We start from the raw sequence: 15078 nt of genomic DNA on the forward strand, positions 1-15078 counted from the left end.
ATTAAGGTTGGCTGCAATTTGTCGCTTTCTGACAACCTTGTCAAGATTTTCTGATAACGATGACATAGTGTGGCAAAATTGCCGCTTTTCGGATGGCTGCGGGGTAAAGGCGCTAGTTAGAGCGGCTGCGCCTGACAGTTATCGGCAATAAATTGCGCGTGGCTTGGCATCGCTTTCACGCCGCCCTCAATGGCATCGCCCACTTGGCCCACCAGCCGGGCGAGTCGATCCACCGGCATTTTGTCGACCAGCGGGTGGTGGCTAGCAGGCACGACGCCCTGCCCGAACATCACCGCCAGCCAGCTCGCTGTGCCGAATACGTCATGCGTCTCTTCGTAGATCCGGCCCGATGCGGCGAACTGGCCGATCCGCCGCTGCAAGTCCTCTGATTGCGCGATAGAGCGGCAATGCCGCCAGAACGGCGTGTCATCGCGCTCGGTCGCGGTGTAATGCAGCACGAGGAAATCGCGGATGCGCTCATATTCGAGCGACGTGCGGCGGTTGAAGCTGGCAATGTCTGCCGCGTTAAAGCGTTTGTCGGGAAAATGCGTGAGCAGCCGCGCGATGCTCGTTTGCACCAGATGGATCGAGGTCGATTCAAGCGGCTCCATAAAGCCCGCCGCCAACCCCAGCGCCAGCACGTTGCGGTTCCAGAACTGCTTGCGCCGCCCGGTGGTGAAGCGCAGCATATTGGGCTCTGCCAGCGGCTCCCCGTCCAGATTGGCGAGCAGCGTCGCCACCGCTTCATCGTCGCTCATAAACTCGCTGCAATAGACATGGCCGTTGCCGGTGCGGTGCTGCAGCGGAATGCGCCATTGCCAGCCCGCCTCACGCGCGGTTGCTCTCGTGTAGGGGAGCGGCGGGCCGACCTTGGCGCAGGGAATGGCGACCGCGCGGTTGGCGGGCAGGTGCTCGCTCCAGTCGTGATAGCCTGTCTCCAGCGCGCCCTCGATCAGCAGGCCGCGAAAGCCCGAGCAATCGATGAAGAAATCCGCCGCAAAAACGCGCCCGTCATCGGTGGTGACCGAGGCGACGTGGCCGCTTTCCGCATCCAATGTCACATCGGCGATCCGGCCCTCCACCCGCTCGACCCCGCGCGCTTCGGCATAGCGGCGCAGGAAGGCGGCATAGAGCCCCGCATCAAACTGGAAGGCGTAATTGATCCCCGAAAGCGAGCTTTTGGGCCGGTCGGTGAGCGGGCGCATGAACCGCTCTTCCCGGCAGGCGCGCACCATCAGCGAGTAATCGAACAGATCGCTCTCCGCCCCGCCGAGCCAGTGCTTCATCCAGTATTGGTAGAAGGGGATCGCATCGATCTCGAGCCCGAAATCGCCGAAGGGGTGGATGTAGGAATGGCCCTTCTTCCACCAGTCGACAAATTCGATGCCGAGTTTGAAGGTCGCCTGCGTCTCGCGCACAAAAGTGTTCTCGTCGAGACCGAGCATGGCGTTGTATGCGATAATCGGCGGGATCGTCGCTTCCCCCACGCCCACCGTGCCGATGGCTTCGGATTCGATCAGGCGGACCTGGGTGCGCGTCCCCTGCAACAGATTGCCGAGCGCGGCCGCGACCATCCAGCCAGCGGTGCCGCCCCCGACAATCAGGATGCTATCGAGCGGCTCTGCGCTCATGGCGTTTTCTCCCAGATCACCGGATCAGCCTTGCAGAAGCGGTCGATAAAGGCCTCGTGCGGCGGCATGGCATCGGCGGCCTTGGCAATCGCGCTGCGCATATTGGCAAGGCTGCCTTTGAGATTGGCCTCGCCCAGCATCCCCGCCATCGGGCTGTGGCCCTCCGGCCCCCAGCCCTGCCCCTCGGCCACGGCGAGCCAGCTGGGCAGATCGAACAACTCGGCATCATATTTGAAGAAGCGCCCCGAACCGCGCAGCAGCGCCATTTTGGCGGTCAGGCTTTCGGGCACATCCATTTCGCGGACATAATCCCAGAACGGCGTGCCGGTGCGGGTGGTGGCCTTGTAATGCAGCGCCAGAAAATCGCGGATATGTTCAAAATCCTCGCGCATCAGCCGGTTGTATTCGGCCCGCTCGACCGGCGCCTCGCGCCCTTGCGGGAACAGCGCGATCAGTTTCGAAATGCCTGACTGGATGAGGTGGATACTGGTCGATTCGAGCGGTTCGAGAAAGCCCGAGGAAAGGCCGATAGCGATGCAATTGCCGTTCCAGAATGTGCCGCGATGGCCGGTGCGGAAGCGCAAATGATTGGGCTGCGTCAATGCCTCGCCCTCGAGCGAGCCGAGCAGGATCGCCTCCGCCTCGTCTGCTTCCATATAGGCATCGCAATAGACATGGCCGTTGCCGGTGCGGTGTTGCAGCGGGATGCGCCATTGCCATCCAGCGGCGCGCGCGGTTGACCGTGTGTAAGGCTGCGGCGGCCCTTCGCGCGTGCAGGCGACCGCCACCGCGCGGTTGCAGGGCAACCAATGGCTCCAATCGACAAAGGCCTCGCCGCCCTCGCCCCCGCTTATCAGCAGCGCACGAAAGCCGGTGCAATCGATAAACAGGTCGCCTTCCAGCAGCTCGCCCGATTGCAGGGTGAGCCCGGTAATGTGCCCGCTCTCGCCATCGCGCTCCACCGCATCGATACGTCCCTCGACGCGCTGCACGCCCTGCCCCTCGGCAAGGCCGCGCAGGAAGCGGGCATAGAGTCCCGCGTCGAAGTGGAAAGCATAGGCGAGCTTGTTGATGACCGGCCCGTGATCGGGCTGCGGGCGGATGAACTTTCCGGCATAGGCCGCCTGCGCGTTGAGCGAATAGGGCTCCAGCCCATGCGCTTCGCCGAGCGACTTCGCCCGGTGCCAGAACTGGTGGAAGTCGACGCCTTCCAGATCGAAGCCGAAATGGCCGAAAGGGTGGAAATACCGCTCGCCCTCACCGCCCCAATCGACAAATTCGATGCCCAGCTTGAACGTGCCCTGCGTCTCGCGCACGAATGTGTCTTCGTCGATGCCAAGCTGGGCGTTGAATTTGGCAATTGGCGGAATGGTGGCCTCGCCCACGCCGACCGTGCCGATTTCCTCGGACTCGACCAGCGTCACCGCGATGCCAGCACCCTTGCAATAACGGGCGAGCGCGGCGGCGGTCATCCAGCCTGCGGTGCCGCCGCCTGCGATCACGATTTTCCCGATTGCAGCCCGGCTCACACGCCGCGCTCCAGCTGCTCCATTTGGCGGCGCAGCGCATCGATCCATGCGGCGATTTCGTCGCGCGGGAAGCGGTCCGCCAGCCGGTCATAATCCGCAGGTTCGATCCCTTGCTGCAGGAACACGCTCATCCAGTAATGCGGCGGAATGACTTCGTAATCCTCCACCGGAATGCGCCCGAAGGCAGCGAAGACATCGCGCTTGCGGGCAACTGCCGGACGCGAAAAATCGCCGACCATCAGCGCGGCAAAATCGCCGATCCGTTCTTCTTCGGCCAGTGACAGCCGATTGAACTCCTGCGCCTGCGCGGGCGTTTCTTCGCGCCCGGGGAGGAGGCCGAGCAGCCGCTCGACCGAGGTGACGCAGCGATAGGGGCCAAGCTCGGGGAAAGCGCCATCGGTGGGGATGGTCACCTCGCGCCCGTCCCAGTCGGCGCCGCCATTGCCCATTACGGTTACGGTAAGATCAGCTGTGCTGGCGGGGATCGCTTCGGCGGAAGGCGGCGCTTCGAGCAGCGCCAACAGCTTACCCCGCTCCAGCCGGAAGCCGAACGGCACGGGCGGCTGCTTGACCGGCCCGTTCGCTTCCAAGCGCGCACCCAGCCTCGCTGCGGGATTGAAGGGAAGGATGCTCTCATGGGTAAGCGCGCCTTGTATCCGGTGCAGATGCTGGTGGAAATCCACCCCGCCCTGCGCGAGGCCAAACGGCGTGCTCCACACTTTCATGCGCGGCAAATCCCAGTGGAACCGCTGCTCTGCGCCCGCTTCCCAGAGCGGTGCATCGCCAATCCCGACGCCATCGAGTGCGCGGCGCACAATCGGCCCGAGGACAACCGGCCTCGTGCGCGGTTCTTCATCGTTCAAGTCGCCTAGGCCGACGCGGCAACCATGCGGAGCGAGCGCTGTTCCGAGCAATGCGGCAACAAAGCGCGCGTGCAACGCATCGCCGCCAACGCTGATCGTTTGCAGGGCTCCCGCGCTCATGCTGGCGCACCCATTGGAGCGGCGTTGCTGAGGTAGTCACCATGCGCGCGCATCCCGCCTGCCGTGCGCGCCAGATGGGCTTTTAAACCGACAAGCTGCTGCACCAACGCGCCTTCATCAACACTGTCGGCCCGCCAGTCCCAACCTTCAGGAATAACACGCTGCCCAATCATCACCGCCACCCAGCTGGCGGCAAGAAACAGGCCGTGATCATAGGAAGCCACGCGCCCGCTTTCGCGGAACAGCTCCATTTTCTGTGCAAGGCTATCGGGCAATTCCATTGTGCGGACATAGTTCCAGAAGGCACTGTCGTCCCTGTTTGTTGCCGTATAATGTAAGATCAGGAAATCGCGGATGCGCTCGAACTCCAGGTCCATCCGGCGGTTGTACTCGTCGCGCTGCGGCGCGCAGTCAGTGGTTCTGGGAAAGCATTCGAGCAGCTTGGTAATCCCCTCCTGTATGAGATAGATGCTGGTCGATTCCAGCGGCTCGAGAAACCCGCCCGAAAGCCCAATGGCGACGCAATTGCGGTTCCACAATTTGCGCCGCTTCCCGGTGGTGAAATGCAGCGGCTTGGGATCGGACAGAGGTTTGCCATCGAGCCCCGCCAAAAGCGCGGCCTCTGCATCCTCATCGCTGATGAAGCGGCTCGCATAAACATAGCCGTTGCCGGTGCGGTGCTGCAGCGGAATACGCCAGCGCCAGCCCGCCGTGTCGGCGGTTGCGCGGGTAAAAGGCAGCGGCGCACCTGCGCTTTCACACGGCACCGCCACCGCGCGGTCACACGGCAACCACTGCGTCCATTCATCATAGCCGGTTTCCAGCGCCCGCTCGATCATCAGCCCGAAAAAGCCGCTGCAATCGATGAAAAGGTCGCCTGCGATTTCCTGCCCGTCTTCGAGAGCCAGCGCGGTGATGTCGCCGCTTTCACTGTGCTGGAGAACACGGGTCACCTTGCCTTCGACCCGCGTCACCCCGCGCGCTTCGGCAAGGCGGCGCATAAAGGGCGCATATTGCGTTGCGTCGAACTGGTAGGCGTAGCGATAAGTGCTCAGCGCCGAGCGCGCATCCCCGGACGGCGGCTGGAACTTGCCTGCCTTCGCAGCAAGGATCGGTAGCGAATAGTCGAACAGTGTCCCCGCTTCAGATCGCCCGGCAACGCGCCGCCAGAAATGGTGGAACGGCACGCCCGCATCGGCAATGCCGAAATCGCCGAAGGGGTGGATATAGGCATCGCCCTTGCGTCCCCAATCGACGAATTCGATGCCCAGCTTTATCGTGGCCGAGGTCGCGGCGATGAACTCCGCCTCGTCAATGCCCAGCGTATCGTTGAACGCCTTGATATGCGGTAAGGTCGCTTCACCCACGCCGATCGTGCCGATCGCCTCGCTTTCGACCAGCATCACGTCGACACCCGCCGGGCCAAGCATGGTCGCCAGTCCCGCGGCCGTCATCCAGCCCGCCGTGCCGCCGCCAAGGATGACGACACGGTTGATCGGTGAAGGGACTGATGCCCCTGCCATGCAAGCGTCTCCCCGTGCTTTCAGCGGCCCCGCCTCCCGCTGCGCACCATGTCACACTATCGCTCTTGACCCGGCGCGCAAGACGGTTGTAGTCATATGACAACGAAAGACAAGATGGGATGGGAAAACGCCTGTGAGCAGGTTTCGCAAAGTGCGGATGGGCATGGTTGGTGGTGGACGCGGTGCCTTTATCGGGGCGGCCCACCGGATGGCCGCTGCACTGGACGGGCAGATCGAACTCGTATGCGGCGCGTTCAGCTCCAATGCGGAAGTCAGCATCGAATCGGGCGCAGAACTGGGGCTGGAGGCTGACCGCTGCTATCCCGACTACGCGACGATGTTCGAAGCCGAAGCGGCGCTGCCCGAAGACGAGCGGATGGAATTTGTCGCGATCGTCACGCCCAATCATTTGCATGTCCCCGTCGCCATCGCCGCCGCCAAGGCAGGCTTCCACGTGATGAGCGACAAGCCGGCGGGGATTTCGCTGGCCGAAGTGCAAGAGCTGGCGCGTGTGCTCGCCGAAACCGGCGTGCTGTACGGCCTCACCCACACCTATCTCGGCTATCCGATGGTGCGCCACGCGCGGCATCTGGTGGCGAGCGGCGCCATCGGCACGGTGCGCAAGATTATCGCCGAATATCCGCAAGGCTGGATGGCGGGGCCGATCGAGGAATCGGGCAACAAGCAAGCCGAATGGCGGGTCGATCCCGCGCGTGCAGGACTTGGCGGAGCCTTGGGCGATATCGGCACCCATGCGCATAATCTGGGCGAATTTGTCAGCGGGCAGAAGGTTGTCGAACTCGCGGCAAAGCTGCGCGCACACCGCGCCAACCGCGTGCTCGATGATGATGGCGAAGTGAATGTCATTTACGAAAACGGCGCGACCGGACTGGTGACGTTCAGCCAGGTCTGCGCGGGCGAGGAAAACGCGCTAAAGCTGCGCATCTATGGCGAGACGGGCGGCCTCGAATGGTCGCAGATGGAGCCCAATTCGCTGATCCACCATGTCGCAGGAGAACCTTACCGCGTTCACCGTGCGGGCGTGGACAAGCCGCTTTGCGACGAGGCGCTGGCACATTGCCGCCTGCCATCGGGCCATCCCGAAGGATACCCCGAGGCTTTCGCCAATCTCTACCGCCATTTCGCCGCCGCCATCCGCGATCCGCAGGCCGAATGCGCGCAATGGGTGCCTGGCATCGAAGCCGCGCTGCGCGGCATGGCGTTTGTCGGACAATGCGTCGCCAGCAGTAATGGCGGCGGGGGCTTTGTCCCGTTGGAGGTTTCAGCATGAAGGAAATTCGCGGCCCGGCGGTCTTTCTCGCCCAGTTCATGGGAGACAAGGCGCCCTTCGACAATCTCGACAACATCGTCGAATACATGGCTGGACTCGGCTACAAAGGCGTGCAGATCCCGTCGGACAATGCCAATTGTATCGACCTCGATCTCGCCGCCGACAGCCAGGATTATTGTGACGAGCTGAAAGGCCGCTGCGCCGAACATGGCGTGGAGATTACCGAGCTTGCCACCCACTTGCAGGGGCAGCTGGTGGCGGTGCATCCTGCTTATGACGAGCTGTTCGATGCCTTCGCGCCGACGCAGGTACACGGCAAGCCCGCCGAACGGCAGGCCTGGGCAGTCGACCAGATGAAGAAGGTCGCGGTCGCCTCGCGCCGGCTTGGCCTCAAATCGACTCCGAGCTTCCCCGGCGCGCTGATGTGGCACCTCGTCTATCCGTGGCCGCAGCGCCCCGCAGGATTGGTCGATGAAGGCTTTACCGAACTGGCCCGCCGCTGGCGGCCGATCCTCGATTTCTACGAGGAGAACGGCGTCGATGTGGCTTATGAAATCCACCCCGGCGAAGACTTGCACGACGGCGCGAGTTTCGAGGCGTTCCTCGAAAAGGTCGACAACCATCCGCGCTGCAACATCCTGTATGATCCGAGCCATTTTGTGCTGCAACAGCTCGACTATCTCGCTTTTATCGATCGCTATCACGAGCGGATCAAAGCCTTCCACGTGAAGGATGCCGAATTCCGCCCTGACGCCCGCACCGGCGTATATGGCGGCTATCAGGCATGGGGAGACCGCGCCGGTCGCTTCCGTTCGCTGGGCGATGGCCAGGTCGATTTCCGGCAGATTTTCAGCAAGCTGACCCATTACGGTTTCGACGGCTGGGCCGTGCTCGAATGGGAGTGCTGCTACAAGCATCCCGAACAGGGCGCAGCGGAAGGCGCACCCTTCATCGCGGACCACATCATCCGTCCGACCGAATACGCATTTGACGACTTCGCCGGTGGCGATGTCGACGCAGGGAAAATTGCCCGCGCGCTCGGCCTCGAAGGCTGAGCGCAAGAGGGAGGGGAGAGGAAATAATGGCAACTGCACCCATGGACGCTGTCGCGCCCGCCGGTATCAACCGCAACCGGCTGTTCTGGCTCAGCTGCATCTCGCTGATTGTGACCGCGATGACCTTCGCCATCCGCGCAGGCATTTTGACGCAGCTTTCGGAAGAATTCGCGCTGAGTGACACGCAGCTTGGCTGGGTCAACTCGATGGCGTTTCTCGGCTTCCCGCTGGCGATGGTGGTGTTCGGCTTCCTCTATAACAAGCTGGGCCCGCGCCTGATCATGATCCTCGCCTTCCTCGGCCATTTGCTCGGGCTGGTGCTGACCATTTTCGCAGGCGGCTTTATGGGCCTGCTTATCTCCACCTTCTTCATCGGTTTCGCAAACGGCTCGGTAGAGGCAGCGTGCAACCCGCTGGTTGCCGACCTTTACAAGGACGAGAAGACCAAGTGGCTCAACCGTTTCCACGTGTGGTTCCCCGGCGGGATCGTGATCGGTGCGGTGGTGTCCTATGTGATGACCAATGCGGGTATTGGCTGGCAGCCGCAAATCGCGGTGATGCTGATCCCCACCGCGATTTACGGTTTCATGGTCTTCACCACCCGCTTCCCCGATCTTCCCGAGGCAGAGCGGACGGTCGATCTCGACACCAAGGGCGTGGTGCTGATGAGCGCGATCCTTGGCCTGCTCATGCTGATCGGCACGCCCAATGATCTGGTTGCCGGCCTGCCCGGCACCTTTGTTGCGCCGCTGCTGCTGGTGCTTGGCCTCACCTTCACGCTGATGGTGTTCCGTTCGGGCAGAGCGCGCGATGCGGCGCTGCTGATCGTGCTTATGGCAATCATGAGCCTCACCGCCACTTCCGAACTCGGCACCCAGCAATGGGTTGACCGCATCCTCGGCGCTCAGCTCGGCAATCTGCCCGGACAGGCGATGATCGTGCTCGGCATGGTGACCGGCATCATGGCAGTAGGCCGCTATTTTGCCGGGCCGCTCATCCATGCGCTGAACCCGCTCGGCGTGCTGCTGATGAGCGCGGTGCTGACCACGCTCGGCCTGTTCCTGATGGCGTCGGCGAGCGGAGCAATGGTTTACGTCTCGGCGATCATCTTCGCTTTGGGCGTCTGCTATTTCTGGCCGACCATGATCGGCGTCACCGCGCAATATGTGCCGCGTTCGGGCGCGTTGGGGATGAGCCTTGTCGGCGCTGCCGGTATGTTCGCGCTGACGATCTGGAACCCGATCATCGGCGGCTGGATCGACAGCGCCCGCGCCAATGCAGAGGCCAGCGGGCTGGAAGGCACGGCGGTTGAAGTGGCGGCGGGCCAAGGCGCGCTTTCGCATCTGGTCTACTTCCCGGTCGTGCTGATCGGCCTGTTCGCCATCCTCTATTTCGCACGCAAGCAGATCGAAGCCTCGGCAGGGGACGAATAACAATGAGCCTGGACAAATTCCCGATGGATCGCCGCTCCATGCTGCGCGGCACGGCGGTTTTTGCCGGCGTTGTGGTGACGCTCCCTGCCATGGGCGCGCTCAGCGGGTGCAAAAGCGCGCCCGCCACGATCTCTGCGCAAATGCCGCTGGTGAGCGCGATGGCCGACCGGATCATTCCGGCGACCGACACGCCCGGCGCTCTGGCTGCAGGCGTGCCTGATTACATCGCCTCCGTGGCCGAGGATTTCCTCACCGGAGACCAGCGCGAAGAGCTTGTCGAAGGCCTCGCCGCGATAGAGGCGAAAGCGTCCGAGACGGGGCTGAACGGCTTCGAAACGGGCTCTGCCGAGCAGCAGGATGCCGCTTTGCAAGCCATTTCCGCCCTGCCCGACACCGATCCTGCGCGCCGCGCGTTCCAGCAAATCCGCGATCTCACCGTGTTCGGCTTCTACACTTCCGAAGCCGCGACGCAGGAGCTGGCCTACGAAGAAATTCCCGGCCGTTATGAAGCGTGCCTGCCGCTTGCCGATGTGGGCCGCGCGTGGCTCGACCGTGGCGGCAACTGGCAACCCCAAGGCGATTACTGATTATGTCCCAAGATACGCAATTCGACGTCATCGTCGTCGGCTCCGGTATGTCCGGAGGCATCGCGGCCAAGGAATTTGCCGAGCGCGGGTTCAAAGTGCTGGTGCTCGAACGCGGCGAGATGCGCGCGCCCGGCCAGTATCCGGGCGAAGGGCTTGAGCCGTGGGATATGGAACACCGCGACCGCGTGAACCCGCAGGTCATGGAAGCCGACTATCCGGTGCAGAGCCAGTGCTATGCCTTCCGCGAAAGCACGCGCAGCAATTTCATCAAGGATAGCGAGACCCCTTACCAGACCGCAGAAGACACCACCTTCAACTGGATCCGCGGCGACCAGGTGGGCGGCAAATCGCATATGTGGGCGCGGCAATCCTACCGCTGGAGCGAAATGGACTTCGCCGCAAACGCTGCCGACGGGCACGGGCTCGACTGGCCGATCCGCTACGAAGATGTGCGCCCGTGGTATGAAAAGATCGAGACCTTTGTCGGCATTAGCGGCTCGGTCGAGAACCTGCCGCAACTGCCCGACAGCCTGTTCCAGCCCGCGATGGAGCTGACCTGCGTCGAGAAGGCGGCGAAAGAAGGCATTGAAAGCACTTTCCCCGAGCGCAATCTCATCATCGGCCGCGCCGCGCATTTGACGCAGCCGACCGAGGAACAGCAATCGCTGGGTCGCGGCGCGTGCCAGTTCCGCAGCGAATGCGAGCGCGGCTGTTCGTTCGGCGCCTATTATTCGAGCACCAGCGGCGCTCTTCCGGCCGCCGAGCGGACCGGCAATATGACGCTGGTGTCGGACACGATTGTCGAGCGCATTCTCTACGATCCCGCCACCAACCGGGCGACCGGCGTGCGCACGATTGACCGCAATACGCGCGCGCAGCAGGATTTCACCGCAAGAGTGATCTTCCTCAACGCATCGACCATTGGCACGGTGCAATTGCTGCTCAATTCGACCTCGGAAAGCCATCCCAATGGGTTCGGCAATTCGAGCGGCGTGCTCGGCCATTACATCATGGACCACCACTATCACGTGGGCGCAAACGGCATGATGCCGGGCTTTGATGACGAATATTTCGCGGGTCGCCGGCCCAACGGTATTTACATCCCGCGCTACGTCAATCTCGGCAATGAGACCGATGGCGAGTTCGTACGCGGATATGGCTTCCAGGGCGGCAGTTCGCGGTCGAGCTGGGACCGTGCTTTGGGCGGCAGCGAGTTCGGTGAGGGGCTGAAGACCAGCCTGCGCCAGCCGGGCGAGTGGAGCATGAACCTCCACGCCTTTGGCGAGCATCTGCCGATGGCGCGCAACAAGGTGACGCTCCACCCGACCGAGACCGATGCCTTCGGTATCCCGCAGGTCGTCGCCGATGTCGTTTATGGCGAAAACGAACGCAAAATGCGGGAGCGGATGAAGGCTGATGCGGTCGCCATGCTCGAAGCGGCGGGCGCGACCAATATCACGACGTTCGAAAGCGAGCCGATCCCCGGCTTCTGCATCCACGAAATGGGCGGCGCGCGCATGGGCAATGACCCCGCACAAAGCGTGCTCAATCGGTTCAACCAGAGCCACGACGTGCCCAACGTCTTCGCCACTGACGGCTCGGCGTTCAATTCGATTGCCTGCCAGAACCCGTCCCTCACTTTCATGGCACTGACCGCGCGCGCGGTTGATTATGCCGCCCAGCAAATGCAGGCAGGTACCATATGACCCAAGTGATGTTTGATCGCCGCCTTTTCCTCGGCTCCTCGCTGGCTGGGGGAGCGCTGCTCGCTACCGGCTGCTCGCCTGCTGCGGAGGACAGTGCTGCCGGGCCGACCGGCATCACCGCGCGCCCCTACGAAGGCAAATTGGGCGTTCAGCTTTATACCGTGCGCGACCTGTTCGAGGCCGATTACCTCGCCAGCTTGCAGGCGATTGCCAGCATCGGGTTCAAGGATCTCGAATTCGCAGGCTATTTCGAGCACGATCCCGCTGACGTGAAAGCGGCGATGGACGATCTTGGCCTGATCAGCCAGTCGAGCCATGTGAAGGTCGATGATGTGCGCGAAAATTTCAGCCAGGTGCTCGATATCGCGGGCACTATGGGACAGAAAAACCTGATCCTGCCCTGGCTGCCCGAAGACCAGCGCACCGGCGAAATCTACCGCGAAATCGCCGATCTGATGAACACGCGCGGCGAGGAAGCGGCGGCGGCGGGAATGCGGCTCGGCTACCACAATCACGAATTTGAATTCGATGATCTGGGCGACGGAGAGACCGGTTACGACATCCTGCTCGACCGCACCGATCCGGCGCACACATTCTTCGAAATCGATCTGTTCTGGACCGCAGTTGCAGGGGTCAACCCGCTCGACCTGTTCCCGCGCGCACCGGGGCGTTTCCTCACCTGTCATCTGAAAGACCGCAACGCGGCGGGCGACATGGTTGCAGTGGGTGACGGTGCGATCGATTTCCAGTCGGTCCTCGCCATGGCAGAGGAGATCGGCATGGAAGGCTTTTATGTCGAGCATGACGAACCGGAAGACCCGATCGCCAGCATTTCGCGCAGCTACGCCTACCTGACCGCTTAACTCAGCCTTGCGGCGGCGCGGTCGTGTCGCGCAGGATCAGTTCGTAGGGCAGGATAATGGTGCTCTCGGCGAGCTTGCCGTCGCGCCCCAGATTGTGGACGAAATTGTCGATCCCGCGCGCGCCCATTTCGTTGATCGGCTGGCGCACGGTGGTGAGCATGGGACGCATCCGGGTCGCCACACTGGAATCGTCGAAACCGACAACCGACAAATCGCGCGGTACCTCAATCCCCGCCTCACGCGCGGCGGTGATAAGGCCTGCGGCCATATCGTCATTCGCGGCGAAAATCGCGGTCGGGCGGTCTGCCTCCGCCAGCAATTCCTCGCCCGCTGCGAACCCGCCTTCGAACTGGAAATTGCCCGGCTTCACCCAGCGCGGCTCGACCGGCAATCCGGCATCCGCCATGGCTTCGCTAAAGGCGGCAAAGCGCAGATGCGTTGCTTCCTGGTTTTCGACCCCGCGGATAAAGCCGATCTTCGTGTGGCCGAGGCCGATCAGATGCTCGGTCAGTTCGCGCGCGGCGGCCTTCTCGTCGATCTGCACCACCGCGCCCGCCTCGCCCTCCGGCAAGGGGCCGATACAGGTGACCGGAAGGCCAAGCTCCCGCAGAACTTCCAGCACGTCATGGCTGCTCGAATAAGGCGCGGTGAGCAACACGCCGTCAGGCTGGTAGACATTGCGCATCCGTTCCAGATGCGCGCGAATGCCATCGCGGGAGTTCTTGGTCAGCATCTCGATCAGGGCGATTGACAGCTGGTATCCCTGCTGCTGGCAGGCCACCATCGCGCCGAACTGCACCTGCTGGACATAGGCGCTGTCACCTGCATGGCATATCTGCGTGATGTTGTAGGAACGCGATCCGCGCAGCGATCGGGCCGACTGGCTGGGCACGTAATTCAATGCCTGCACCGCATCGCGCACCTTGTCGCGCAGCTTTTCCTGCACATAAGGCTCGTTATTGAGGACGCGCGAGACAGTCTTGATCGACACGCCGGCATATTCGGCGACGTCCTTCATCTTGGCGGGCGGCGCGCCTGCCTGCGGGGTTCCGGCTTTATTGCTCAACTCTGAGCTCTCCTACGATATTTGCATGAACCCTACGGTCCAGCGGCATAAAGTGGAACACCGCCGCTGCCAAGAGCGAGGCGAGCGGCGGGACCAATGCCACGAATACCTCAAGATTACGCGCTACCGCGACCGAGGGTTCCACAACCCCTGCGGTAAAGCCGATGCCTTCAAGCACCAGCCCGACGCCCAGCCCCGCCAGCGCGCCCGATCCCTTCTGCATCAGCAGGAAAGAACCGAACACCGCTCCCTCCGCCCGCTCGCCATAGCGGTGCTGGCCATATTCGACGATATTGGGCACCACCGCCCACACGATCACGGCAAAGGCCGCGCTGCAAAAACCGTAAAGCGCGATCTGCGCGGGCACGCCCATCACCAGCCACGGCCCGCCGAGCATCAGAGTCAGGCCGACCGCCAATTGCAGCGCCGCTGCGGCAAACCAGCAATCGCGCTTGCCGACCTTGTGCATGATGGCCGTCCAGAACAGCGTGCCGATGATGGTGCAGACGGCAAAGGCCCCCATCACTACCTCGACCGCCGCAAAGCGGCCACTGTTGGCGCTGACATAATAGGCGAGCGGGATCATGATGCTGGTTCCGGCAATCACATTGAGCACGATCACCACCATCAGCACGCGCAGCGCATCATTGTGCTTGATGGCTTTGACAAAGGCCTGGAAATAGCCCGAGCGCAAAGCGTCGCCCCATTCGCCTCGCGGACGCGGCAGTTCGCGGGTCAACGCCGCGCACAGCATCAGGATCACCGTCGCAGTGGCGGCACCGACAGCGGCTGCGTAGAAGAACCCCCATTCCGCGCCATGCTCGGCGGCGAAGTAGCGGGCGAAAGGGAAGGCCAATGCGGCAACGCAAAGCTGGCCGATAAAGGCAAAGGCCATGCGCACACCCGACAGGTCGCCCCGCTCCTCGCTATCGAAAGTGATGCGTGATGACAAAGCGGCATAGGGAACGGCCACGATCGTATAGCAGGTGCGGAAGATCACATTGGTCAGCAAAAGCACCCAGAACAGCAGCCCTTCGTCCACCGGCGGCACCCAGAACAGCAGGCAAAAACTGCCGCCGAGCACAATGCTGCCAAAGCCGATATAAGGCCGATAGGAGCCGAAGCGCGTTCGGGTCCGTTCGGTCAGCCCGGCAACAATCGGATCGGATATCGCATCCCATAGCAGGCCGAGCGAGAAGACCAGACCTGCCAGCGCGGGCGACAATCCGGCAACGCTGGTGTACCAGAAAACCAAAAGCAGCGAGAGGCTGTTCCAGTAGATGTTAAGCCCGAAATCGCCGAGGCCATAGCCCAGCAGCCGCTTGGCATAATCCATGCGCTCGCCGCGTGCCGCCATTGTCCCCTTCCCGTATCCCTCGCCGCGTGCTGCCACATTGGGGACAGTCTCGAC

At 62.6% G+C, this 15078-nt stretch carries 12 protein-coding genes; 6 read left to right on the top strand and 6 right to left on the bottom strand.

Annotated features, from left to right (window positions below; all coding sequences use genetic code 11):
* Positions 1–116: 116 nt before the first annotated feature.
* Genes ACS0VV_RS12990 through ACS0VV_RS13005 form a run of 4 tightly spaced genes read right to left on the bottom strand, consistent with a single transcriptional unit; the run spans position 117 to position 5666 of the window.
* Positions 117–1631 (bottom strand): tryptophan halogenase family protein, encoded by a 1515-nt coding sequence (locus ACS0VV_RS12990; protein WP_483533113.1) that lies wholly within the window; start codon positions 1629–1631, stop codon positions 117–119.
* A complete protein-coding gene (locus ACS0VV_RS12995) occupies positions 1628–3160 on the bottom strand; it encodes a tryptophan halogenase family protein (protein ID WP_483533114.1) in 1533 nt (510 codons plus the stop codon). Before ACS0VV_RS12995 ends, ACS0VV_RS12990 begins: the two co-directional genes overlap by 4 nt.
* Positions 3157–4143 (bottom strand): tryptophan 7-halogenase, encoded by a 987-nt coding sequence (locus tag ACS0VV_RS13000; RefSeq protein ID WP_483533115.1) that lies wholly within the window; start codon positions 4141–4143, stop codon positions 3157–3159. The genes ACS0VV_RS12995 and ACS0VV_RS13000 overlap by 4 nt, the downstream gene beginning before the upstream one ends.
* A complete protein-coding gene (locus ACS0VV_RS13005) occupies positions 4140–5666 on the bottom strand; it encodes a tryptophan halogenase family protein (RefSeq protein WP_483533116.1) in 1527 nt (508 codons plus the stop codon). The genes ACS0VV_RS13000 and ACS0VV_RS13005 overlap by 4 nt, the downstream gene beginning before the upstream one ends.
* A gap of 133 nt (positions 5667–5799) precedes the next feature.
* Here ACS0VV_RS13005 and ACS0VV_RS13010 point away from each other — a divergent pair, with 133 nt between their 5' ends.
* Genes ACS0VV_RS13010 through ACS0VV_RS13035 form a run of 6 tightly spaced genes read left to right on the top strand, consistent with a single transcriptional unit; the run spans position 5800 to position 12601 of the window.
* On the top strand, positions 5800–6957 hold the full coding sequence (locus ACS0VV_RS13010) for a Gfo/Idh/MocA family protein (protein ID WP_483533117.1): 1158 nt from the start codon (positions 5800–5802) through the stop codon (positions 6955–6957).
* A complete protein-coding gene (locus ACS0VV_RS13015; RefSeq protein WP_483533118.1) occupies positions 6954–8012 on the top strand; it encodes a sugar phosphate isomerase/epimerase family protein in 1059 nt (352 codons plus the stop codon). Before ACS0VV_RS13010 ends, ACS0VV_RS13015 begins: the two co-directional genes overlap by 4 nt.
* Before the next feature lie 26 nt (positions 8013–8038).
* Positions 8039–9445, top strand: coding sequence for an MFS transporter (locus tag ACS0VV_RS13020; RefSeq protein ID WP_483533119.1), 1407 nt, complete (start codon positions 8039–8041; stop codon positions 9443–9445).
* A gap of 2 nt (positions 9446–9447) precedes the next feature.
* Positions 9448–10032, top strand: coding sequence for a gluconate 2-dehydrogenase subunit 3 family protein (locus ACS0VV_RS13025; protein ID WP_483533120.1), 585 nt, complete (start codon positions 9448–9450; stop codon positions 10030–10032).
* Positions 10033–10034: 2 nt separating this feature from the next.
* On the top strand, positions 10035–11738 hold the full coding sequence (locus ACS0VV_RS13030) for a GMC oxidoreductase (protein ID WP_483533121.1): 1704 nt from the start codon (positions 10035–10037) through the stop codon (positions 11736–11738).
* Positions 11735–12601, top strand: coding sequence for a sugar phosphate isomerase/epimerase family protein (locus ACS0VV_RS13035; protein ID WP_483533122.1), 867 nt, complete (start codon positions 11735–11737; stop codon positions 12599–12601). Before ACS0VV_RS13030 ends, ACS0VV_RS13035 begins: the two co-directional genes overlap by 4 nt.
* Position 12602: 1 nt before the next feature.
* On the opposite strand, the gene ACS0VV_RS13040 is transcribed toward ACS0VV_RS13035, so the two are convergent.
* Together ACS0VV_RS13040 and ACS0VV_RS13045 are read right to left on the bottom strand one after the other, a co-directional pair.
* Complete coding sequence (locus tag ACS0VV_RS13040) at positions 12603–13667, bottom strand: LacI family DNA-binding transcriptional regulator (RefSeq protein ID WP_483533123.1); 1065 nt, start codon at positions 13665–13667, stop codon at positions 12603–12605.
* Positions 13657–15060 carry an MFS transporter gene (locus ACS0VV_RS13045; RefSeq protein ID WP_483533124.1) on the bottom strand — a complete coding sequence of 468 codons (1404 nt, stop codon included), beginning with the start codon at positions 15058–15060 and terminating at the stop codon, positions 13657–13659. Before ACS0VV_RS13045 ends, ACS0VV_RS13040 begins: the two co-directional genes overlap by 11 nt.
* Between the last annotated feature and the right edge of the window lie 18 nt (positions 15061–15078).

The organism is Aurantiacibacter sp. KMU-128, from assembly GCF_056933515.1.

Excerpts from the sequence above, each read along its gene's own strand:
- ACS0VV_RS13020 (WP_483533119.1), top strand. The coding sequence starts at position 8,039 with ATGGCAACTGCACCCATGGACGCTGTCGCGCCCGCCGGTATCAACCGC.
- ACS0VV_RS13005 (WP_483533116.1), bottom strand. The coding sequence starts at position 5,666 with ATGGCAGGGGCATCAGTCCCTTCACCGATCAACCGTGTCGTCATCCTT.
- ACS0VV_RS13030 (WP_483533121.1), top strand. The coding sequence starts at position 10,035 with ATGTCCCAAGATACGCAATTCGACGTCATCGTCGTCGGCTCCGGTATG.
- ACS0VV_RS13015 (WP_483533118.1), top strand. The coding sequence starts at position 6,954 with ATGAAGGAAATTCGCGGCCCGGCGGTCTTTCTCGCCCAGTTCATGGGA.
- ACS0VV_RS12990 (WP_483533113.1), bottom strand. The coding sequence starts at position 1,631 with ATGAGCGCAGAGCCGCTCGATAGCATCCTGATTGTCGGGGGCGGCACC.
- ACS0VV_RS13035 (WP_483533122.1), top strand. The coding sequence starts at position 11,735 with ATGACCCAAGTGATGTTTGATCGCCGCCTTTTCCTCGGCTCCTCGCTG.
- ACS0VV_RS13025 (WP_483533120.1), top strand. The coding sequence starts at position 9,448 with ATGAGCCTGGACAAATTCCCGATGGATCGCCGCTCCATGCTGCGCGGC.
- ACS0VV_RS13000 (WP_483533115.1), bottom strand. The coding sequence starts at position 4,143 with ATGAGCGCGGGAGCCCTGCAAACGATCAGCGTTGGCGGCGATGCGTTG.